The organism is Actinopolymorpha sp. B11F2 (assembly GCF_040195635.1).
GTDB lineage: Bacteria > Actinomycetota > Actinomycetes > Propionibacteriales > Actinopolymorphaceae > Thermasporomyces.
Genome location: NZ_JBEFTX010000004.1, coordinates 271,420 through 291,124, shown reverse-complemented (window position 1 = coordinate 291,124; position 19,705 = coordinate 271,420). Strand labels below are relative to the sequence as shown.

Annotated in this window: 23 protein-coding genes and 1 pseudogene; 15 read left to right on the top strand and 9 right to left on the bottom strand. The window is 65.7% G+C overall.

The genetic code is table 11. The annotated features are described in order from the left end of the window. Positions 1–13: 13 nt before the first annotated feature. The 3 genes from ABN034_RS10250 (at position 14) to ABN034_RS10240 (ending at position 1,731) form a co-directional block, all read left to right on the top strand. Complete coding sequence (locus tag ABN034_RS10250; protein ID WP_349690756.1) at positions 14–298, top strand: hypothetical protein; 285 nt, start codon at positions 14–16, stop codon at positions 296–298. A 64-nt stretch (positions 299–362) separates the two neighbouring features. Continuing rightward, positions 363–992, top strand: a complete 630-nt coding sequence (locus tag ABN034_RS10245) for a hypothetical protein (protein ID WP_349690755.1) — start codon at positions 363–365, stop codon at positions 990–992. 253 nt (positions 993–1,245) lie between these two features. Continuing rightward, positions 1,246–1,731, top strand: coding sequence for a hypothetical protein (locus tag ABN034_RS10240; RefSeq protein ID WP_349690754.1), 486 nt, complete (start codon positions 1,246–1,248; stop codon positions 1,729–1,731). Between the two features lie 88 nt (positions 1,732–1,819). On the opposite strand, the gene ABN034_RS10235 is transcribed toward ABN034_RS10240, so the two are convergent. The 3 genes from ABN034_RS10235 to ABN034_RS10225 all read right to left on the bottom strand — a co-directional run bounded on the left by ABN034_RS10235 (position 1,820) and on the right by ABN034_RS10225 (position 3,386). Continuing rightward, positions 1,820–2,269, bottom strand: a complete 450-nt coding sequence (locus ABN034_RS10235) for a DUF6174 domain-containing protein (protein ID WP_349690753.1) — start codon at positions 2,267–2,269, stop codon at positions 1,820–1,822. Positions 2,270–2,375: 106 nt separating this feature from the next. Further along, positions 2,376–2,735 (bottom strand): VOC family protein, encoded by a 360-nt coding sequence (locus ABN034_RS10230; RefSeq protein WP_349690752.1) that lies wholly within the window; start codon positions 2,733–2,735, stop codon positions 2,376–2,378. Positions 2,736–3,059: 324 nt separating this feature from the next. Then, on the bottom strand, positions 3,060–3,386 hold the full coding sequence (locus ABN034_RS10225; RefSeq protein ID WP_349690751.1) for a hypothetical protein: 327 nt from the start codon (positions 3,384–3,386) through the stop codon (positions 3,060–3,062). Positions 3,387–3,695: 309 nt separating this feature from the next. Here ABN034_RS10225 and ABN034_RS10220 point away from each other — a divergent pair, with 309 nt between their 5' ends. Together ABN034_RS10220 and ABN034_RS10215 are read left to right on the top strand one after the other, a co-directional pair. Further along, the gene (locus tag ABN034_RS10220; protein ID WP_349690750.1) at positions 3,696–4,616 is read left to right on the top strand and encodes a transglutaminase domain-containing protein; all 921 of its coding nucleotides are present in this window, start codon (positions 3,696–3,698) and stop codon (positions 4,614–4,616) included. A 279-nt stretch (positions 4,617–4,895) separates the two neighbouring features. Continuing rightward, positions 4,896–5,420, top strand: a complete 525-nt coding sequence (locus ABN034_RS10215) for an NUDIX domain-containing protein (RefSeq protein WP_349690749.1) — start codon at positions 4,896–4,898, stop codon at positions 5,418–5,420. Positions 5,421–5,452: 32 nt separating this feature from the next. On the opposite strand, the gene ABN034_RS10210 is transcribed toward ABN034_RS10215, so the two are convergent. Then, positions 5,453–5,869: an NUDIX hydrolase gene (locus tag ABN034_RS10210; RefSeq protein ID WP_349690748.1), complete on the bottom strand. Its 417-nt coding sequence runs from the start codon at positions 5,867–5,869 to the stop codon at positions 5,453–5,455. A 245-nt stretch (positions 5,870–6,114) separates the two neighbouring features. Between ABN034_RS10210 and ABN034_RS10205 the strand changes: the two genes are divergently transcribed. From ABN034_RS10205 to ABN034_RS34330, 3 genes are all read left to right on the top strand, one after another. Continuing rightward, complete coding sequence (locus tag ABN034_RS10205; protein ID WP_349690747.1) at positions 6,115–7,038, top strand: aminoglycoside phosphotransferase family protein; 924 nt, start codon at positions 6,115–6,117, stop codon at positions 7,036–7,038. Between the two features lie 588 nt (positions 7,039–7,626). Beyond that, on the top strand, positions 7,627–8,043 hold the full coding sequence (locus tag ABN034_RS10200) for a TIGR03618 family F420-dependent PPOX class oxidoreductase (RefSeq protein WP_349690746.1): 417 nt from the start codon (positions 7,627–7,629) through the stop codon (positions 8,041–8,043). A 323-nt stretch (positions 8,044–8,366) separates the two neighbouring features. Further along, positions 8,367–8,576, top strand: a complete 210-nt coding sequence (locus ABN034_RS34330) for an excisionase family DNA-binding protein (RefSeq protein WP_502879003.1) — start codon at positions 8,367–8,369, stop codon at positions 8,574–8,576. A gap of 679 nt (positions 8,577–9,255) precedes the next feature. Here the strand turns inward: ABN034_RS34330 and ABN034_RS10195 are convergent. Both ABN034_RS10195 and ABN034_RS10190 read right to left on the bottom strand, forming a co-directional pair. Next, entirely contained in the window at positions 9,256–9,474 is a 219-nt protein-coding gene (locus tag ABN034_RS10195; RefSeq protein WP_349690745.1) for a hypothetical protein, read from the bottom strand. 406 nt (positions 9,475–9,880) lie between these two features. Next, entirely contained in the window at positions 9,881–10,615 is a 735-nt protein-coding gene (locus ABN034_RS10190; protein WP_349690744.1) for a helix-turn-helix transcriptional regulator, read from the bottom strand. A gap of 51 nt (positions 10,616–10,666) precedes the next feature. Here ABN034_RS10190 and ABN034_RS10185 point away from each other — a divergent pair, with 51 nt between their 5' ends. Next, on the top strand, positions 10,667–11,113 hold the full coding sequence (locus tag ABN034_RS10185; protein ID WP_349690743.1) for a VOC family protein: 447 nt from the start codon (positions 10,667–10,669) through the stop codon (positions 11,111–11,113). A gap of 54 nt (positions 11,114–11,167) precedes the next feature. After that, a pseudogene (locus ABN034_RS10180) lies at positions 11,168–11,574 on the top strand (IS3-like element ISMyma3 family transposase); the annotation flags it as partial. On the opposite strand, the gene ABN034_RS10175 reads toward ABN034_RS10180, so the two are convergent. The 3 genes from ABN034_RS10175 to ABN034_RS10165 all read right to left on the bottom strand — a co-directional run bounded on the left by ABN034_RS10175 (position 11,558) and on the right by ABN034_RS10165 (position 13,431). Beyond that, positions 11,558–11,722: a DUF2750 domain-containing protein gene (locus ABN034_RS10175; protein WP_349690742.1), complete on the bottom strand. Its 165-nt coding sequence runs from the start codon at positions 11,720–11,722 to the stop codon at positions 11,558–11,560. The pseudogene ABN034_RS10180 and the gene ABN034_RS10175 overlap by 17 nt on opposite strands. A gap of 176 nt (positions 11,723–11,898) precedes the next feature. Next, a complete protein-coding gene (locus ABN034_RS34325) occupies positions 11,899–12,900 on the bottom strand; it encodes an ISL3 family transposase (protein WP_502879006.1) in 1,002 nt (333 codons plus the stop codon). Between the two features lie 18 nt (positions 12,901–12,918). Next, on the bottom strand, positions 12,919–13,431 hold the full coding sequence (locus ABN034_RS10165; RefSeq protein WP_349690881.1) for a transposase family protein: 513 nt from the start codon (positions 13,429–13,431) through the stop codon (positions 12,919–12,921). Between the two features lie 541 nt (positions 13,432–13,972). Here ABN034_RS10165 and ABN034_RS10160 point away from each other — a divergent pair. The 5 genes from ABN034_RS10160 to ABN034_RS10140 all read left to right on the top strand — a co-directional run bounded on the left by ABN034_RS10160 (position 13,973) and on the right by ABN034_RS10140 (position 19,688). Next, a complete protein-coding gene (locus tag ABN034_RS10160; RefSeq protein WP_349690740.1) occupies positions 13,973–14,179 on the top strand; it encodes a hypothetical protein in 207 nt (68 codons plus the stop codon). 225 nt (positions 14,180–14,404) lie between these two features. Next, positions 14,405–15,307, top strand: a complete 903-nt coding sequence (locus tag ABN034_RS10155; RefSeq protein ID WP_502879002.1) for an aminoglycoside phosphotransferase family protein — start codon at positions 14,405–14,407, stop codon at positions 15,305–15,307. A gap of 1,613 nt (positions 15,308–16,920) precedes the next feature. Then, positions 16,921–17,961: an MASE1 domain-containing protein gene (locus tag ABN034_RS10150; protein WP_349690738.1), complete on the top strand. Its 1,041-nt coding sequence runs from the start codon at positions 16,921–16,923 to the stop codon at positions 17,959–17,961. 613 nt (positions 17,962–18,574) lie between these two features. Next, positions 18,575–19,492 carry a helix-turn-helix domain-containing protein gene (locus ABN034_RS10145; RefSeq protein ID WP_349690737.1) on the top strand — a complete coding sequence of 306 codons (918 nt, stop codon included), beginning with the start codon at positions 18,575–18,577 and terminating at the stop codon, positions 19,490–19,492. Next, complete coding sequence (locus tag ABN034_RS10140; RefSeq protein WP_349690736.1) at positions 19,473–19,688, top strand: DUF397 domain-containing protein; 216 nt, start codon at positions 19,473–19,475, stop codon at positions 19,686–19,688. Before ABN034_RS10145 ends, ABN034_RS10140 begins: the two co-directional genes overlap by 20 nt. The last annotated feature ends 17 nt before the right edge of the window (positions 19,689–19,705 follow it).

Sequence of the window (19,705 nt, the reverse complement as noted above, 5' to 3'; positions counted from 1 at the left end):
TTCGGCGACCAGGATGCGGGGAAGCTTCGACCGCTTTCAAGCCAAGGGCAACCTGATGGCCCTGAGCCTGGCGCTCAACGATCCTGACGCTGGGCCGGCCGAGATCGCGGCCGAGATGGCCGAGATCGTGAGCGGCATCCACGCCGACCATATCCGACACGGAATCAGCTACGCCGGACACCGCGTCTTGTTCGGAGTTGACCTCGACACGCCGCGGAACCGGGCAGTGCTCGATACGGTTTGGACGCGTACCACCACGGTGATGCCGGACCAACTGAACGCCTGGCCATCTCGCTGAACCGCACAAACCCGTGGCCGGGTTGGGAGTCCGTGCAGGAAATCGCACTCGGACCCGCGGCGACGTGCTGACCGGCATCGACTTCTGCAACATCGAGGAGGGCCATCCACCGAAGGACGCCGCCGCGATATTCCACGCGGTACAGGATTTCAACGCGGCCAACCCCCGGCGCCCCGTGGCTCTCCGCACCGAACTCGCGGACCTCGCCGCGCTACCCGACGGCGCCTCCGTCACCGTCGACTACGACGCGGCGCGCCTTGATGAGGTACGCCGACGGCAGACGTACGCGATGGGCCGCATCGGCTCCACCGGAGCGGTCATCGAGGTGTGCCCGACGTCCAACCGAAGGATCGGAGGCATCGTGGACCCGGCGCACCATCCGGCCCGGCGCTTCGTAGCCGCCGGGCTCCCGGTCGTCGTCTCCTCCGACGATCCCGGCAACTTCAGCATCTCGCTGGGCGACGAACTCGACTGGGTGTGCGAGCACACCGGCGGCGGTGCCGAGCTCCGCCAGGAGTTGATCAGAACCGCCTGGACAGCTGCCTCACTCACCTCCGTGACCGGTGGACCGAGCTGCGAAACCTGCCCGACCCTGACCGCGCCCTCCGCAGGCGGATCGAGATCTTCGCCGACGCCGCCGAGATCGACGTCGAGAGGGCGGTGCGCTGGACGCAAACCAGAGCCGTCCAGGTGATACTCCGAACGGGGGGCGCCTTCGATGACGGCGGCGTGCACGACTGGATGGCCACCACACTGGCGGACTGACCATCCCGCGTACGAACCCCGCCGTGGTGACCTCTGGCTGGTAGCGTCGTGCGGTGGCGACAATGCCGTGGCGTAACACCACACATGACTGGGCGGTCGGCGTAGATCTCGCGCACTTGACCGCGATCTGGCGGGACCCTGCCGGGTTCGCGCCGACCGGCGCGATCCACCTGCTGCTCGAGGTGCTGGCCTATGTCGCGGACGAAGCGGCAAGCGGTCACGGCGGCCGATGTCGTGTCTCGGTGTTCGCAGGCGGATCGATCTCGATTGCCGATGACGGACGGGGCACTGACACCCGCCGCGATCCGAGCGGTCGTTTCGTGAAGAAGCCGGTTCTGAGCAGCAAAGACATCCGGTTCTTCGATTCGCCACAGGCGCAGTCGCTGCCCGACGAACATCCGAGGCGGGGCATGTCTGTCGTCGCCGCGCTCAGCGAGTGGCTCGTGCATGTCAACCGTCGCGAAAGCGGTTCGTGGAGTCAGCGCTATGAGCACGGTGTGCCGGTGACGGACCTTGTGCAGATCGCCGACGACGAGACGACAGGGACGACCGTGCACTTTCAACCCGACCGTCGGCTGCTCGATCCGCAGATCGACCTGGGCGAGATTCGCCGCCTGGCCAGCGCCTGGGAAGACCTCAACGTCGAAACCCGCGACCTGCGCGGATAGGCGAAGACTCCACCTCGATCCACCACTACGGGCCTGGTCACCCGGAAGGTCAAACCGTGGCGATCTGCGTCTGCCGGTGCGTCTGGATCTACTGGTCGACCTGTTCGTACGCGGTGATGAGGTACTTTGCCTCGTCGTCGACCGCGTCCTTGTCCAAGTCCCAGACGATCTGAGTCGGATGCCCGTCCGCGGCGTAGGTCACCTCTGCGATGTCGGCGTTCCTGTTCCGTACCTGCTCAACCTCCCGGAGCAGATCGCCCAGTGTCGGTACGATCTGCGGCATCTTCGTGACGACGCGTCTGCTGTATTCGTCGAAGCCTTCCGCCTCCGCAACGTGGCGATCCCGAACCGCGATGCGAAACTTCCCGAGGAGCGCTCGATTCCCCTCGGTCGACTCGAGGGTGTAGGCGTAGGCGCCAGGCTCCTGCCAGGAACTCTTCTGTACTTTGGAGTCGCCCGCGATGCCGCATCCCGCTGAGCCACTCAAGAGCAGTCCGGACACGGTGACGGCGGCTGTGAATCGTCGGAGCAGACTCACGTCAGCGCCCCCTTCGGCTTGCCGTCGTGACGCATCACGGCCGCCAAAGGGTTGCTCGCGGCCACGACCGGTGGACAGCGACACACACGAGTGGGAACCCGTAGGACTAATCGTTCTTGTGGCTGACGATGTTGATCACGTTGCCGTCCGGCGCGCGAACGAGGAACCTTCGCAGGCCCCAGGGTTCCGTGGTGAGCGGATGGACGATCTCGAACCCGCGTCGTTTCGCTTCCTCGTACGCCTCCTCAACGCCGTCGCCGACGGCGACCGAGATCACGGAGTCGCGCGGAGCGGTGGCATCACGGGTGACGAGTTGGACGACCGCTTGGCCATCAGGAGACTGGAACCGGGCAACCCACCCCATGTTGAGCCCCTCGACGCTCAGCCCGAGGTAGTCCACGTAGAAGTCCCGGGCTTCGCCAATATCTGGGACTGACAGGTTCGCAATGATGCGGGTTGGCTGCACGGGTGGCTCCTTCTGTCAGAAAGCGGTACGCCGTCATTCTTTTGCGCTCTGCCGAGTCAGTCCAACTCAGTACGCACCCGGTCGCAAGTGACCCCGTCGGTCGTGTCCGGGTGCGAGGAGTGCTGGCGGTGGGTCGGTCAGCGCAGCGGCTGCGTCGCTGACAGGTTGCTCTACCAGGGCGTCGCAAGTCGGTTCGGCGCATTCGCAGTCAAACGTACGAATGATCTTGCTGGCATCTGGTGGTACAGGGGCTCGCGCGAACGCAGTGAGAGAGTGGGCGACGGAGACCTCGTTGGCGTAGCGCAGCAGGCTCCGCCGCTCGCGTCAACTTCCGCCGGTTGGGCCCGCTGCGATGCGCTCGGCGAACTGGCCCTCGACCGCGGCAAGTGTCTGGCTCACCGTCTGGTTGTCAACAGCGATGGTGGTCGCGTCCGGGGCGGCATCGAGTTGGGTCCGGATCAGCTGCCAGCCCCACAGATATCCATGGTGCACGCCCTCCGGGTGCCGCTTTTCAAGCCTGGCTCGCTGTTCCTCTTGTGAGGGCATCAGCCACACCGCACTGCCGGTGGGCCCGGCCAGGTCGGGAGTGACGAGGGCGCCCTCCACCACCGCCAGGGGCCAGGGTAGAGACATAAGGTCCTCACGGATCATCGGACCACGGTCAAAGTCGCCTGGGCCAACGCTCGGCAGGGCCACGCCCAACGCTGCGGCCCGGTCCCAGTACTCCCAGGTATGGGAGTAAACGCTGTACCAGCGCAAGCCGTGACGCCTCGCCAGCAAGCGACTCACTTTTGTCTTGCCAGCGGCAGCTGGGCCACCGATCCAAAGAACATGCGACAGATCTTCCACAAGCCCTCCCAACGTCGTCCCCAGCGGCGCCGGATCCAGTCGCTGGTCCGTGCCAGGTGAAGCGCGGCACTCGCTTCCAGTTGCGGGTGCGGTACATCTAGGGTCGCGTGTATGACGGATCCACGTGACTGGAGCAGGCACTCGCCGTACTCGGATCCCGGCAGGCATGCGGTGCTACTGGACGATGTGCCCACCGACATTCCGGGCCTTTCAGCGGTGGCGCGCAACGTTATCGTGCACTATCGAGGGTCGGGGCTGGAGCTTCCCGCGACCACCCGGAACGACATCCACAGTCGCTGGCTCGCAATCACGCTGGAGATCGACCAGGAGAGGCACCGGAAGCCACTCGCGGAGCCTCGCGATCCCACCGATCGGGTTCAGGGTTGCTGCCGTGATCACACCCTGTTCTGCGTCGGGGTCCTGCGTCAGCACGGAATTCCGGCCCGCTCGCTGGTGGGTTTCGCGGGCTACCTCAGGCCGGGCTACAACCATGACCATGTGATCGTGCAGACCTACGACAGGGAAATTCAGCGCTGGGTGCGGTTCGACCCGGAAATCGCCGAGCCGACCGAGACACTGCCGACGCCACACGACATTCCGGCTGGTGCCGATGCCCTCTTCCGCACGGCGGCCGAGGTCTGGCACGGTTGTCGCGCCGGATCCCTGGACCCGAACCTGTTCGGGACTGGTCCGGGATCGGACTTCGCCGGGATGTGGTTCATCCACAACTACGTTCTGATGCAACTTGCTCACCGCTATGCCGACGAGCTGCTGCTGTGGGACGGCTGGGGTGCCGTGAGCCTGCCGGGCGGTCCTCCCGACTCCACGCTGGCCCTCATCGACGACATCGCGGACCTACTGATCGCGGCCGAGTCCGCCGCTTCACCTGCGGACGCGGGTCGGTTGGATGCCCTGTTGTTGCAGCGGTACCGCGATGACGAGAGGCTGCACCCCGGCACGTCCGTGACGCAGTATTCCCCGTACGGCGATCCGCCTCTTACCGTGCCGATCGCGCGCCGGCCGGCTCCCTGACAGGCACGCGACCTCCGCCTCTAACACTCCTGACGGAGTGCTCCTTGTACGCGTGGCTCGCTGCGTGCTGGTCAGGGCCGTTCGGGGACACTCGTCCCGGCCCATGGTGGTGCCCGGGGCGTGCACGGTCCAGGCCCGCGCGCCGCGATCCGTCAAGGCAGGCAGCCTGATCGCGACCTCTTCGTACACGTTCTCAAGGCAGTCGACAAGAGCTCGTCGCGCTCGCCGCTGCAGGTCGTTGGGCTCAGCGCTGGAGATTCGTCCAGTAGCGTACGGCGGATGAACGACCACGCCGCGACGGTCGAGCAGCACACGATCCCGCTGGCTCGGAAGCGGATGGGGGCGGGTGCGTTGCTCCTCGACGCTGAGGATCGAGTACTCCTCGTTGAGCCGACATACAAGGACTACTGGGAAGTCCCGGGCGGGGCTGTCGAGGCCGAGGAGTCTCCGTACGAGGCCGTGTGCAGGGAGTTGGAGGAGGAGCTTGGCGTCCGCCTGCCGGTAGGTGGTCTTCTGGCCGTCGACTGGGTTCCGCCCAAGGAGGGGCGGACGGAGGGCGTGATGCTCGTCTTCGACGGGGGGACGGTGCCGGCGGATGTGGCTGCGAAGATCACGGTGCCGGCGGATGAGCTTCGCGGCTGGGCGTTCTGCTCTCCTCAGGAGGCAGCGGAAAGGCTCTCCCCGCTCCTTGCCCGTCGGATCGCGGCCTGCCTGGAGGCGCGGGCAAATGGAACGGTGGTGTATCTGGAAGACGGCGAACGAGTCGTCTGGTCGGCCACGGCCGGTGCGGCGAGGAGATCGTGAACGCGTCAGCCGACCGCAGTGCTTGCCGCGGACTAGGCACGAGCACCAGAGCGCAGGTGGCTGTACCACGCCGAAATCGATCGCTTGTAGCCATCTGGCATGGCAAGGCCCGAGACCTCGGGCTCGGAGAACGTCCCGATCTGCTGATGCTCATGCGAGAGGACTGGCGCTGTGTCCCCTATCACGGCGCAGCCATAGGTGACGATCAGTACACCTGGCCCAGCTCCGATGTGGGACACCCATGAATCCAGGATCGCGACCACTCCCGTTTCCAAGCCGGTCTCTTCCTGGACCTCGCGGACGACGCAGGTCTCGGGCTGTTCACCGGGCTCCAACCGGCCGCCTGGAAGTTCCCACTCGTCCCGCTCGTTCATGAGCAGGACGACCCGGCCGTCCCGTACCACTACGCCTTTGACGCTGACGGAAAATCGAGTGGGTGTGTACGGCATCGGCACGGTCTCCTTCGCGTCGTGGTCGAACCTCTGCGGACCGTACCAATCTCGGCCCGGCGCGGTGGCCCCGTTCCTGGTCGGGCGGCGCGCCTGGCGCGTGCTGAGCATGGACCGGTACTGGCGAGCGCGAATCATTGACGGTTGGTGCCGGGCGCTCGGGGGCACTTCAGCGGCACCGTTCCTAGACGACTCCATCGTGAAACCTGTGGACGCCCTGCGCCGGGGTGATCGAATCTGTTTCCATGAGTCAAGCTGACCCTCGAGCCTTCACTGTCCCGGCGGCGTTTCGCGATGCGCTCGTCAAGGTCCAGGGCGATCGGGCTCGCGAATGGTTCGACTGTCTGCCCGGACTGGTCGCTCAACTGTTGGAGCGCTGGTCGTGCATCATCGCCGGGCCAGCCATGTCCGGATGGGCAGGCGTCGTGGTCCCGGTACGTCGACTGAATGGCAGCAGCGCCATGCTGAAGGTGTCGCCGCCTTATGAGACCCCTCAGTTTGAGGCGACCACGCTCGCCACCTGGGCCGGACGGGGAGCCGCGCTGTTGCTGGAGCGCGACGACGCCAACTCCGCGATCCTGCTCGAACAGCTCCACCCGGAGTCCTTGGCCACCGTGACCGATACCGACGAGGCCATGACCATCATCGGCCGCCTGGCCCGACGACTCGCAGTCCCCGCACCGCCCGGACCACCCAGGCTGGAGCCGGTGTTCGCGCAGTGGGCGGCCGAACTTCCCGCCATGTCGGCAGCCGCGGGAGATCCCCTCCCCGCACACGCCGTTGGCGCCGCCATCGCCACCTGCATGGAGCTTGGGCCAGACCAACCCAGCACGATGCTGCACGGTGACCTCAACCAAACCAATGTGCTCCGTGGAACACGCGAGGACTGGCTCGCCATCGACCCCCTCGGCTATGTCGGCGAGATCGCGTTCGAATGCCTTACCCACCTCCGCGACCGGTGGACCGAGCTGCGAGACCTGCCCGACCCCGACCGAGCCCTCCGCAGACGGATCCAGATCTTCGCCGACGCCGCTGAGGTCGACGTCGAGAGGGCCCTGCGCTGGACGCAAACCAGAGCCGTCCAGACGATCCTGCGAACGGGGCCACTTGAAGGCCCCATGAACGACGGCGGTATGCACGACTGGATGGCCACCACACTGACCGACTGACCACTTGCGGTCCTTCTCGCGGCCGTACTCAGTCCGGACAACCCGCATGGTCCCCACGCGACGGTCCACCGCGTCAGGCGAGGCTATGCGAGATCGCCTGGGGGCTCCTATCCCGTCGGTCGGGCAGCTTGTCAAAACGAGGGCGGCGGGATGATCCTGGCCTTCCGGTCCGTAGGCCGCCGAAGATCAGCCAGACCCGTCCGTCGACACCAAGATCACGGGGACGGATCGGCTTGGTGTCGTGTCGCCGTTTTTGGCGGTCGATCGGTACTGGAGCGACTCAGGCGGAGGCTGCGGCTGCTGCCGGCGGGTCGCATAAGCAGGGCAGGGAGTGGTTCGCCAGGGCTGGCACCATGAGCATCATCTGACGCAGCTCGACCCTCACCAGGCCGGCTCCACCCTCGGGGCGAACCGGCTGGGACGTGCCAACCCGGCATCAAAGTCGGACAGCCAAACTCTCGGCATCTACGCTGTGCCCGGTGTCGTCACAAGATCGTCGGTTATACAAAGTCATTGATGATTACGCGGCGGCCGTCTTTCACGCTCGCTACTACGCCCGGGAAGAGGCGTCTACACAGGGAGAGGCGAATGAATCCGACGCGGGCCCAGGAGTTCCTACGGATCAACCACCACGCCGTTCTCAGCACCTTCCGTGTCGACGGGTGCGTCCAACTCTCGCCCGTCATCGTCGCGCTCGACGGCGCCGGCCGGGTCGTGTTGAGTACGACCGAGGCCCGGGCCAAGACCCGTAACCTGCGTCGGGATCCGATTGTTTCGGCGTGTGTCTTCACCGAGCCGTTCTTCGGGCCATGGGTGCAGGTTGAAGGGGTGGCGGAAGTTCTTCCACCGAACGTAGGCCTCGACCCCGAAGGCCTCAAGAACCTGTATGAGGCACTCCGCGGCGAACGGCCGGACTGGGAAGCGTTCATGTCAAGCCTCCACGCTGATGGACGCGTGGCGATCCGGTTCGCCATCGACCGTGCAAGCGGCACCGCAGGGACGTAGGCAGGCGACTGATCGACCCGGAACTGCGCATTTGGGTACGACACCATGGACAGGCAGAGGCTGCGCCGGGTGTGGCGCCATCCAACTCAATCGGTAGCCGACGTTGACGGCGACGAACCCATGGGCGGCCATCAACGGACTGTGCCAGGGGGACATGCCGGCAGCATTTGTCGCCCCAATTGCCAGCCACCGCCGTGGACGTAGACCACCGCCGGAGTAGGTCGAGACGGACGGGGCTCCGGCAGCAGGACGTCCAGAGTGAGTGCTACCTCCCAGTCCCGTGACGACGCACGTGCTGTTCCGTACGGGATCGACTGCAGGCATTGAACCGCGTATGGCGCATCCGGAGTGGTGAGCAGCACCCGCCGACCATAGGCATCGACCAGGCCGCCGAGGTCCTCGGCACCACGTCGCGCCCCTCCCGACGGCTGGTCGCAGAGCGACGTATCAGGTTCGTGAAGGTCGGCAGGCACGTCCGAATCCCTGCCAGCGCACTCCAGGAGTACATCGACTCGGGAAAGTCGAGCCGGTGAGCGTTCGACGGTGGGGCAGCGGGAAGGCGGGTGGCCTGATGCAGGGAAAGAAGGACATTGGTCCTCCTGGCGACCTTCGCACGCTTGCGGTGGGCCGAGCTGTGGGGCCTTGCGCAGGTCTGACATCGATCTCGACGAGCTGACCGTCCGGGTGACCAAGGCGGTCGTGGAGCATCGAGGTCGGCTCTCCTTGGGGAGCGCCAAGTCACGCTGCCACGCGGATCGTGTCGACTCCGTCGGTGGTCATTCCTGACATCCGATCACATCTCCAGTGGTTCTCCGAGCCTGGTCCGAACGGGCGCATGTTCGTCGGACCGAAGGGGGGAACGCCGCGCCGGTCGACCTTCAACCGGATCTGGTAGAACGCCGTGAAGGCTGTCGATGTAGAGGGCCTCCGGCTGCACGATCTTCGCCACACCGGAAACACGCTGGCCGCCATGACCGGGGCGACGCTTCGAGAGCCGATGGAGCGAGCAGGGCGTTCGGGCAGCCGAGCCGCGCTCGGTTACCCCCACGCAGTGAAGGGTCGCGACCGCGCGATCGCCGATGGCTTAAGTGCCCTCGTTCGGATCGCCCTAGGCGTGGATCGGTGGCCTGCAGCGGCCTGGAGTAACCCTCGCTCGCCCGGGCTAATGGCCCGGGGATGGTCAGGGTCGGTGCCGCCGGCAGTCTCGGGTCGCTAGCAGGGTTGTCTGCCCTCGAGGATGTGGTAGACATCCTCGAGGTACGGCTCGACTGGGGCAACTCCCACCTTGAGCAAGATCGGGTAAAGCGCCTGGTAGTAGGTGCGAAGTTGCTGTTCGGAGTCCCAGACCTGGATGACCCGCAACTTACCAGGCTGGCCGTAGCAGACGTGGTAGCGCCGCCCTTCGGGAGCACTCCATCCTGCCTCTTCCAACAGCTTTATGATCTCGTCGTACTGCGACGCCGTAAAGCTGGGCCGCTCAAACTTGCACAAGACTGGCATCGAGCTTCTACCTGCAACCTTCCGTCTGCCCTTCCTTCTCCCTGCCATGGTCGCACCGGCCAGCTCCACGACTTGAGGACCCTGCACTGGCCGCCACTGCCCAAGCGTGAACAACGGCTGAGAAGGGCTCATCTCCCGGAGACCTCCCACAGCGGCGCCAAGCGTCAAGAGCGGACGTGTTGGGGTTGGAGCACCCCTGCCTTGCAAAGGCATATTCGGGTCCCACGCTCAATTGAGCGTCGACCGTTCCGGCGTCAGTGCCGCGCTGACTTGACCGCTATTGACCGTGACGGACCATGATCAACCGTCCCATCTGGCACGCCAGTGGCACGGCGTCCTATGCGTCCCCTGGGATTGGTTCGGGCCGCACAGAATGCGCGGTCGGCGGGAACTCGCCGATCACGGACAGTTCTCGCTGGTGCACCGCCTCCTTGGTGAGGCGCGCGTTTCGTACCCGATCCCATCGGAACCACCGCACCGCGTCCCGCTCCCGGCACCAGCCGATCAGGTACCAGTACCCATAGGTCAACGCGAGCATGATCGGCTCGACCCGGCGGCGCGTGCGCGCACCATGCGCATCGATGTAGTCCAGCACCACGACAAGTCCACGGTGCAAAGCCTCTTCGATCACCCGTGCACCCGCGGCGCGCCCGACTGTCGCCCCTGGTGGCAGGTTGGACGGATCGCCGTTCACCCAGATCCGCGCGCCGAGCGCCTCCGCGCGGCGACGCGAGTCTGCGTCGAGGATGTCGAACACCTTGGCCAGCGCGGTAGCGCCGTCGAGCGCGAACGGCGCGCGCTGCGCGGATGCCAATGCCACGGCCACAGCGATCGCCTGTGCGGGTGTGAAGTTCAGCGGGGGCAGGGAAGCGCTGGCGTCCAGCTTGTAACCGCCGCCGGACCCTCCTTGTGCCCAGATCGGCACGCCGGACTCCTGCAGCGCCAGGATGTCGCGCTTGATCGTGCGCCCGCTGACCTCGAACTTCATGGCCAGCTCCGCCGAGGTGCGCCCATTCGACCCGGCCCGGCGCAGCTCTTCGGTGAGCGCGTAGAGGCGATCGGTCCGGTTCACTCTCGGACGGTGACATACGGGTGTCACCCAAGGCAAGGAATGCTGGTCGCCATGGTCTACGACATTCACATCGTCTTTGACTGCAAGGACGTGGACAAGGTGTCGCGGTTCTGGCTGACCGCGCTGGAGGGATACAACTATCCGGGCAGCCCGCCGGATCAGCCGCCCGGTAGCCCGCCCGAGGGGTTCGCTAGCTGGGAGGCCTGGGCCGACGCCAACGCCATACCTGCGGACCGGCGCTACGCCGTGCGTACGATCATCGACACCGTAGGTAGCCGGCCGGACATCTTCTTCATCGCGGTACCTGAAGGCAAGGTTGTCAAGAACCGCGTGCATCTGGACATCAAGGCTTCCGACGGGTTGCCACCCGATCAGGTACGTGGGCGGCAGGAGGCTGAGGCCGAGCGGCTGACCGCGGCGGGAGCGGCCATGGTCGCGCGGGTCGAGGGGATCGTCGTCATGCAGGACGTCGAAGGGAACGAGTTCTGTATCACGTGAGCGCATGGCAAACCGAGCAGGTACCCCGAGGAGCTTCGGGATCGCGCGGTGCGAATGGTCGCGGAGATTGCTCCGCAGTACGGGTCGCAGTGGGCTGCGATCACCGCGGTGGCCGACAAGCTCGGCGTCGGTGCGCCTGAGACCGTGCGGACGTGGGTTCGCCGCGCTGAGGTCGACGCTGGCAAGCGGGCGGGTGTGACCACCGAAGAGGCCGAGGAGCTGAAGCGGCTCAAGCGCGAGAACGCCGAGCTGCGGCGGGCGAACGAGATCTTGAAGGCAGCAGCGATTTTCTTCGGGGCCGAGCTCGACCGGCCCGGGAGACGGTGATCCGGTTCATCGCCGAACACAAGGACCATCAGGTGACCGACCCCGCCACCGGCGGGGTCGGTCTCGTCTGGGGAGTCGAGCCCATGTGCACCGTGCTGTCCGAGCACGGCGTCAAGATCAGTCCTTCTCGGCACGGCTCCGCTTCGACCAGAAGGGCATAGCACGCGCGCCCTCAGGGTTGCGCGGAGCTGGGAAACCGGCGTCGTCTCTCACGGCGAAGACTTGGCCGTTGGTGAGGAACTCCTCGTAGAAGGCGCTTGCCTGTGCGGAGGCTACGGACATGTCGACGATGGTGCGGCTTCGGTCACGAAGCGTCAAGCATCCGTCAGTGTCGGTGTCTGCACAACGCTCCCGCGCTTCCCGGCGCGACCAGCCGAGCTACGCATTACGAGTGGGTTCTCTGGTTCTGTCTCAGATTTCGTGAGGGGTGGGGCGGTCGGTGACTGTTGGTGGTGGTGTCATGTGAGTAGTACTCGTTTCCGGAGGAGGTCGAAGTTTGCGCGGCCGAACATTTGACGTTTGAGGTATTTGATTTTGTTGACGATGCCTTCGACGGGGCCGGAGCTGTGGGGCAGGGTGAGGCCGTTGATGACGGCTTCCAGGTCTCGGCGTAGGCCGGTGGTGAAGGAGTGCAGGTGTGGCAGTTCTTCGGCGTCGACGGTGTTCATCCAGGCTATTAGGCGGTCGCCGTGCAGGCCGGTCATCATCTCGGCGAATGACGTGACGTGGGTGGCGGTGGCGGCCAGGTGTGGGCAGGCTGCGAGCGCGTGATTGAGCTTGTCCTGGTCGTCGTCTTCGAGGTTGTCGGGGTGGCAGAGCATCCAGGAGGTGACGTGGCGGACCTTTGGTATTGGAGGTGTGGGCGGTGGCGCGGCGCGGAGGGGACGGAACGGTGCAAGGTAGCGGGCGACGGTTGCCCGGCTGCCCCGATATCCCTGTTTGGTGATCTGTCGGTAGAGCGTGCTCGCGTTGGTGGCGCCGTCGTTCCATCGTTGGTTGAGGTAGGCCTTGTAGGGGTCCAGGACGCTGGGCCGGCCCGCACGGGGATGGGCCAGCAGTTCCTCGGCGGTGCCGGCGCGGTAGAAGCGCCGAACGGTTTCCGTGGACAGCCCGAGTTCACCCTTGATGGCCTTGATGCCCTTGCCTTGGGTCTTAAGGGCGTGGACTGCCTGGTGGCGGGCCTTGGTGCGTGCGACCAGTGTGGAGTTCTCCTTTCGCCTGACTTGGGCGGCCGTAGCTGCCTGAATGAGGTCGGCGGCAGGGCCTGATCCGCCGGGAAGCTCGGATGGGATGTCGTTGTGTTGGCGCAGGCAGCTGTGATGTGCGGCGACGGTCTTCTCGACGTGCTCGGCGAGGTTGTGCCAGAGGTGCCAGCGGTCGGCGACTTGGATCGCGTTCGGGGCTGCCTTGCGGGTGGCCTCGGCGTAGGTGGTGGCCCGGTCCCGGCAGACGACCTCGATGCCCGGATGCTCGCCTAACTATGCGGCGAACGTATCGGCGCTGCGATCAGCAAGCAGGTCGACCGGTGTGTGGGTGTTGATGTCAACCAGGACCGTGCCGTACATGTGCCCACGACGCAATGCGAAGTCGTCGACGCCGAGGACTTTGAGGGAGTCGATCTGCGGGTCGGGTAAGTCTCGCACCAGTTGTAGCAGGCTGGCGCGGCCGACGGCTATGCCCAGGTGTGTGGCCAGCCGGGAACCGGCGCGACCGGCCAGTGTCACGCCGATTCTCTCCAATAGCTTGCGCAGCAACGGTGTACGACGCGCATACCGGGATGTCAGTCCTGGCACCTGTTCGGCGAACGTCACCGCGGGACAGCTGGCAGCCGAACAGAACAGACGGCGTACCTCCAGCTTGATCAGAACCGGCCGACCACCCACCGCGGTGTCGGCGAGCCGGCGCCAGTAGCGGCTGTGCACCCGTCGCGAGACGGATCCACACCGCGGGCACGCGACATCTGTGCGTCGGGTGCGCGCAGATATCTCCACCACCGCGGATGTGAGTTCGACACCAGTAGCGATGACACCGGTCAGATGCGGTAACAGCTGCGGCAACGAAAGGTACACTCAAGGTCGCCCTTCTTGTGGAGCCGGGTTTCTTGGTCGAAACCGAACCTGCACAAGGAGGGCTTCTTTTATTCCGAACGACACGCGCCGACATAGTCAAGATTTGGCTATTACAAGAAATCGTCGAGGTCGCGCCACGCGCACCACCCGCGCCCACCGCCTCACGAAATTTGAGACAGACCCGGTTCTCTTGCGCAGATCGGCGCCTGTTCCTGGCGCCACTGACCGTGGGGTGCCGCCGGCGAGTGTTGATCCTTGATGGCCGTCGCGGGTTGTTCGGGGGCACGGCAGGGGCGCGTTCCTGTGGTCGCCCCTTGGCAATCACCTCATCTGACTCCGGTTCGCTACGGCCGGAGCCGGTCATGTCGCGGACGCTCGCAGCGATGCCCAGCCAGCATGTGCAGCTAGGTGCAGCATCGAATCTTCGTACAGCACTGTCTCCGAACGGCTAGACGGGGGTGTGATGAGAAAGGGCCTGGGATTTCTGATAGTCGGAGGCGTTGCAGCTCTCATCGCGCTGACAGCGGGCATTGTCGCCTCGGACGACGACCTCAAGCTCTCTCCCATCAACGATATCGCAAGGGTCGTCTACGCAGTCGCGTACCTCGTTGCCGCCCTCAGCCTCATAGTCTGGCTGGCCATCGTGGTTTATCGTCTGCAGTCTGATTGACCAACGGCTGCCGTACACCCCTGCATTGCAAAGGACCGTCGCGGTCTCCGGTTGCGCTGAGCGTAGATCGTCGCCGTGTCGGGGTCCGGTTGTCGTGACCGTCATTGACCGCTGCGCACCCTGATCGGCCCTGGCTTGGGGCACGCGGAGGGCACGGCGACCATGGCGGCCACGCCCAGTGCTCACTGCTTCGTCGGAGGCACGGAGAAAGGCGTCTATCCTGCCGTGGTGATCGAGATCCCGGAGGATTTTGCGCGCCAGCTTGTCGATCGTGAGGGCGATCCTGGACGAGCCTGGTTGGCATCTCTACCTGGCTTGGTAGATGAGTTGCTACGGCGGTGGCGCTGCACTCCGACCGCTCCGATCACTCGCGGCCATCTCGGGATCATCCTGCCCGTGCAGCGTGACGACGGCTCGCCAGCTGTCCTGAAGGTCTCCTTCACCCATCCAGTCAACATGTACGAAGCTCACGCCTACGCCGTCTGGTGTGGGCGTGGCGCCGTACTGCTGTACGAACGGGACGACGCCAATTTCGCCATGCTGTTGGAGCAGGGCGAGTGGCAGACGCTGGAGGACCTCGGCGACGTCGACCAGGCAACCGCCGTGGCAGGACAGCTCGCCCGCCGACTGGCCGTCTCGGCGCCGCCCGAGCTGCCTCGGCTATCTGATCGGGCCGAAGATTGGGAGCAGTCGCTCCACGAGAACTCCGAGTTGCTGGGCCATCCGCTGTCACAGCGTGCACTGGACGCTGCGCTCGCCACCATCCAGGACCTCGCCCGCAAGCAACCCGACACCGTGGTCCACGGTGATCTGCACTTCGGAAATGTCGTGCGCTCCCACCGCGAGCCATGGCTGGCGATCGACCCCTTCGGACCGGCCGGCGACCTCGCCTACGACGCACTCGAGGTGCTCAAGCGCGGTGCCGCGAGCCTGCTTCAAGCCGTCGACCTGGAGGCGGAGCTACGGCGTCGGTTGGCCATCTTCGCCGACGCCGCCGAGATCGAACGCGAACGGGCCATCCGTTGGGCACAGGTTCGGGCGGCGACCGGGGCACACAAGAGCCGGAAGGCCGGGAAGCCAGCCTGGATCATCCAGGGGCACGAGCAGATAGCCGAGCTTCTGGCTTGAGACCGCCTGCGGGTGGCCTGACCCCTGTGACCACTCTTCCCCGTCGTCCTCGCAACCAGCCAGATTGAAGGTCGGAGCGGAGGGGGTCAAGAGTCGGCGGAGCCGATCACGCAGTGACGCCGGAGGCGGTCTTGACGCGTGGAGTGGAGGCCGGAGACTGGCGTGCGAGGAGGGCGGGCCGGTTACCGTACCTGTGAGGCTTGCCGTCGACTCTGGAGATCTCCGCTGGCCCGCCCGGCGAGCCCGAGGACGGCCGCCCACGGCCGCCCGCAAGGGCGGCAGCCGGGCGGTGCGCCGCGTCAGCGGCGCCTTGACGCTGGCGCGGGGCCGGTGACGGTCGCCAAGGCGTACCGCCTACTCGGTGCCATCATGCGCACGGCGGTGGACGATGAACTCATTCGGCAGAGTCCATGCCGAATTAAGGGAGCGGGCGTCGAGTCGAGTCCCGAACGACCAGTAGCCACACTTGCGCAGGTCTACGAGATCGCAGGCCACAGCGGCCCGAGGTTCCGGGCGCTAGTCCTGCTCGCCACCTTCGGAAGTCTGCGCGGGGGAGAGCTGCCAGGGCTTCACCGCGCCGATATCGATCTGGACGCCCGGACGATTCGGGTCCGGCGCACCTATCAGGAGGTCGCGGGAAAGCTCGTCGTCGGTCCGCCCAAGACGGCAGCTGGCCGTCGTACGCTCGCGATCCCCGCGCTGATCATTCCCGAATTGCGTTGGCACCTCCAGCGCTTCGCAGAGGAGGGACAGCCCGGCCGAGTATTCGTCGGATCTACCAACATGCGACCGACAACCGGGATCGTGCGATCGCGGATGCGTTGGATGCTCTGGCAGCCGGACTTGGGGGAGTGGTGCTCAGTCATGACGACGATGACGGTCGAGCGGCTGACTCGGAATCGGGCACATAGCGGGCACGCACGGCCCATCTGGTGCCGACGCGGCGAGTGCCCAGTCGAGCGATTTACCGCTCTGACCTGGGGCGGTGCGTGTGGAGCGGGTGACGGGAATCGAACCCGCATGACCAGCTTGGAAGTTGTGCGCTCACCCTCAGCGTGGCTGAGTCGCGCTCGCGAAGCAGGCGAGATGACCGCTGTTGACCGCTGATCACCCAGACGTAGCCGCCATGTGTGGCACGTATGTGGCACGAGCGACCAGCGGATTAAGAGGACCGGGCGGAGTGATCTCGGCCGGGTTGATCACGCTCGCACATCACGATTCGGCGTGCTCGACATGGCCGATCGGTGGAGGTCGTTGGGGTCAGGCTGGGGTTAGGTCATAGGGCTTGAGAGCTTGGAAGATGTCGAAACGGGCTGCTTGAAACCGTGCTCTCGTCTGGCTCGGAGGCTCGGAGGCCCGGAGGCACCCTCCCGCACCTTCCGTAATGGCACGCGGATGGCACGGCAGGATCCCATGGTCACCTGTCCAGACGGCCGGGGCTCACGTCTCGATGACGATGTGTGGCTCGTTCGGTTCGAGCGGTTCCACCCTCGCCTTGAGCACATCGAAGGTGTTGCGCACCATGCTGATGCTGCCCGACGGATTAGTGTTGCGGCTCTCGAAGCGGCGCCATGCGGTCTCATCGTCACATCGGTGGCGTAGGTTCAGGTGGTATGGAGCGCCTCGGCGGGCTCCGGCGAGATGTGATCGTTGGCTTCCAGAACCTGGCTGTTGCGGCCGTCCTCTTCGGGTCGGCGCAACTGGGGCTGGTCATTGGTCTGAACGAGGGACGTACCAGCCCGTTTTGGCCACCCACCGGCATCGCGGTCACCGCCCTGCTCCTCCTCGGACTCCGCACCCTGCCCGGAATCCTCGCCGGCCTGGCGATGATCAACCTCACCACCACGCCGCCGGCGGCCATGATCCCCACCGCGATCGGCTCTACGCTGGCGTGCATGTGCGCGTTCTGGGCGCTGCGCAGGGTGGGCTTCGATATCCGGTTGGACCGGTTGAAGGACGCGCTCGCGCTGGTGTTTCTCGCCGCGTTCGGTGCGATGCTCATCAGTTCGACGAACGGGACCGCACTGCTCCTGGCTACCGGCGTGGTGACGCCCCACACCTTCCTCCCCGTCTGGCTGACCTGGTGGACCGGCGACGCGATGGGCGTGCTCGTGGTGGCGCCGTTCCTGCTCACTCTGGCCAAGATCCCGTGGCGCCGATACCGCCACATTGGCACGGCACGACTCACCGAGCTCACCGTCCTCCTGGCAGGTTCGTTCGGCCTGGTCCTGTTCACCCAACGAGCGCTGGGGATCGTCTTCCTGGCCTTCCCGCTGATCGTCTGGGCGGCTTGGCGCTACCAACTGCCGGGCGCTGCACCGGTCGCGGTTCTGACGTCGGCAGTGGCCATCCACGCGGCAGTGCACGGATACGGGACCTTCGCCGGCCGCGACCTGCTGGAGACGATGCTGATCCTTCAACTGTTCAACGGCTCGATCGCCCTTACCGGAATCCTCCTGTCGGTGGCCATCACCGAACGCCAACACACAAGAGAAGAACTCGAAGACACCTGCAGACAACTCGGGCAGGCCATCGGCCACCTCGACCGGGCCATGCGGCCAGACGACAAATCGCACCTCCGAGGCTGGGCAGAACAGCAGCAAGACGCAGCATCGAGTTCCCGGCGTCGATCTGACCGTGGCCAGGCCAACTGACCCCGACGAACACGCGACCCCGGGCTTGACGTCACAGAGGCGGCCGGATCGCTCATCACACGGGCACGCGACTATCACGCATCACTCGACACAGGACACAGGGCCTGTCAGCTCTGCTCTGCCCTAGACGGCTTTCGAAAGTCGAGGCCGGCCGTCTACGGGAGGTGCGGCAACCACTCTCCCCGTCATCCTCGCAACCAGCCAGATTGAAGGTCGCAGCGGAGCGGGTCCAGGGTCGAAGATCGCGAAGCGACGCCGCAAGGCGCCCTTGACGCGCGCAGCGGAGGCCGGAGACTGGCGTGCGAGGAAGACGGGGCGTCAGGTTACCTGCGAGTCGAGCCATCGACTCTGGAGATACTTCGCTGGTCCGCGCCCGGCGAGCCCGAGGACGGCGCCCCGGCGCCGCCCGCAGGGCCGGCAGCCGGGCGGTGCGCCGCGTTAGCGGCGCCTTGATCTCATAGAGGTCAACTCAGCAATGCAGAGCTGCCGTCCGTGTCCTGTCTCGGGTGATGCTTGACAGTCGTGTGCCACCTGATGCGCGACACTCCTGGGCTGCTGTCGGACGTCAGGGTGGGGGGTGCTGGCGTTGCTCGGGACCGGCATGTAAGGTCCTATGCACTGGTGCATTACCACAGGAGGTCGTGTCGTGGCGTCGTCGGCGCATCGCCAGCGTGTCGGGGCTGAAGTGCGCCGAATCCGCGAAGACCTGGGCCTGTCAGGGGTCCAGGTGGCAGAGGCACTTGGCTGGTCACAGTCGAAGGTGTCACGTATCGAGACGGCCCGGTTCGCGGTGAGCGTCTGGGAGCTAGCCGCGTTGCTGGACTACTACGCCGTCCCGGAGGAAGTCCGCGCTGAGCTGCTCGCTGTGACGGCTGATGACTCGGGCGTCGACGGTGCCTGGATCGTACGAGCGGCCGGGCCGCCTCGGCGCCAGAGAGAGGTCGCGGCGGTGGAGTCCCGCGTCGTACGCATTCGCCAGTACCAGGCGATGCTCATTCCCGGGCAGCTCCAGACCTTCGACTATGCGCGTGCGATTGCACGGGCGGGCGGTTTCGCGAACCCCGATGAGATCGCGGTCCGTCGTCGGCGGCGACAGGAGCTGCTGGAGGCGCCGGATGCGCCGAGCTACGTCGCCGTTCTCGACGAGCGTGCGCTCACCCGTTGGCCGGGCGCGCAGGATGTGCTGCTGGGGCAGGTCGATCACTTGGTTCAGCGTTCGAAGCTCCCCGCTGTGACGCTCCGAGTGCTTCCCCAGGGCGGGGACGCGGCGGCCATGGTGATGGCGCCGTTCACGACGTACGAGTTCAGGGAGGGTACGAGCCCCACCGTAGTCTTCCTGGAGACGCAGACCGCAGACCTGTACCTGTCCGCCGCGCACGACGTGGCGGCCTATGACGGCCTGTTCGAGCGGCTGCTGAGCGAGTCGCTCGATCCGGCGGAGTCGGTGAAGTACCTCAAGTCGCTGGCTCGGAAAACACGAGGGAAGGTCAACCGCAAAGGGAAGGACGGGAATGGCTCCGGACTGGAGTAAGGCGCGTTGGCGGAAGAGCAGTGGCAGTGACAGCGGCGGCTGCGTCGAGGTGGCGTACGTCGACGGTGTGATCGGAGTACGGGACACCAAGGACAAGGGCAGCGGCCCGGTCCTGATGTTCAACGAACACGAGTGGAACGCCTTTGTCGGCGGCGTCGAGCGCCGGGAGTTCCACCTCGACACGCTCGCTCAGTAGGGGACAGTCGCTAGTGA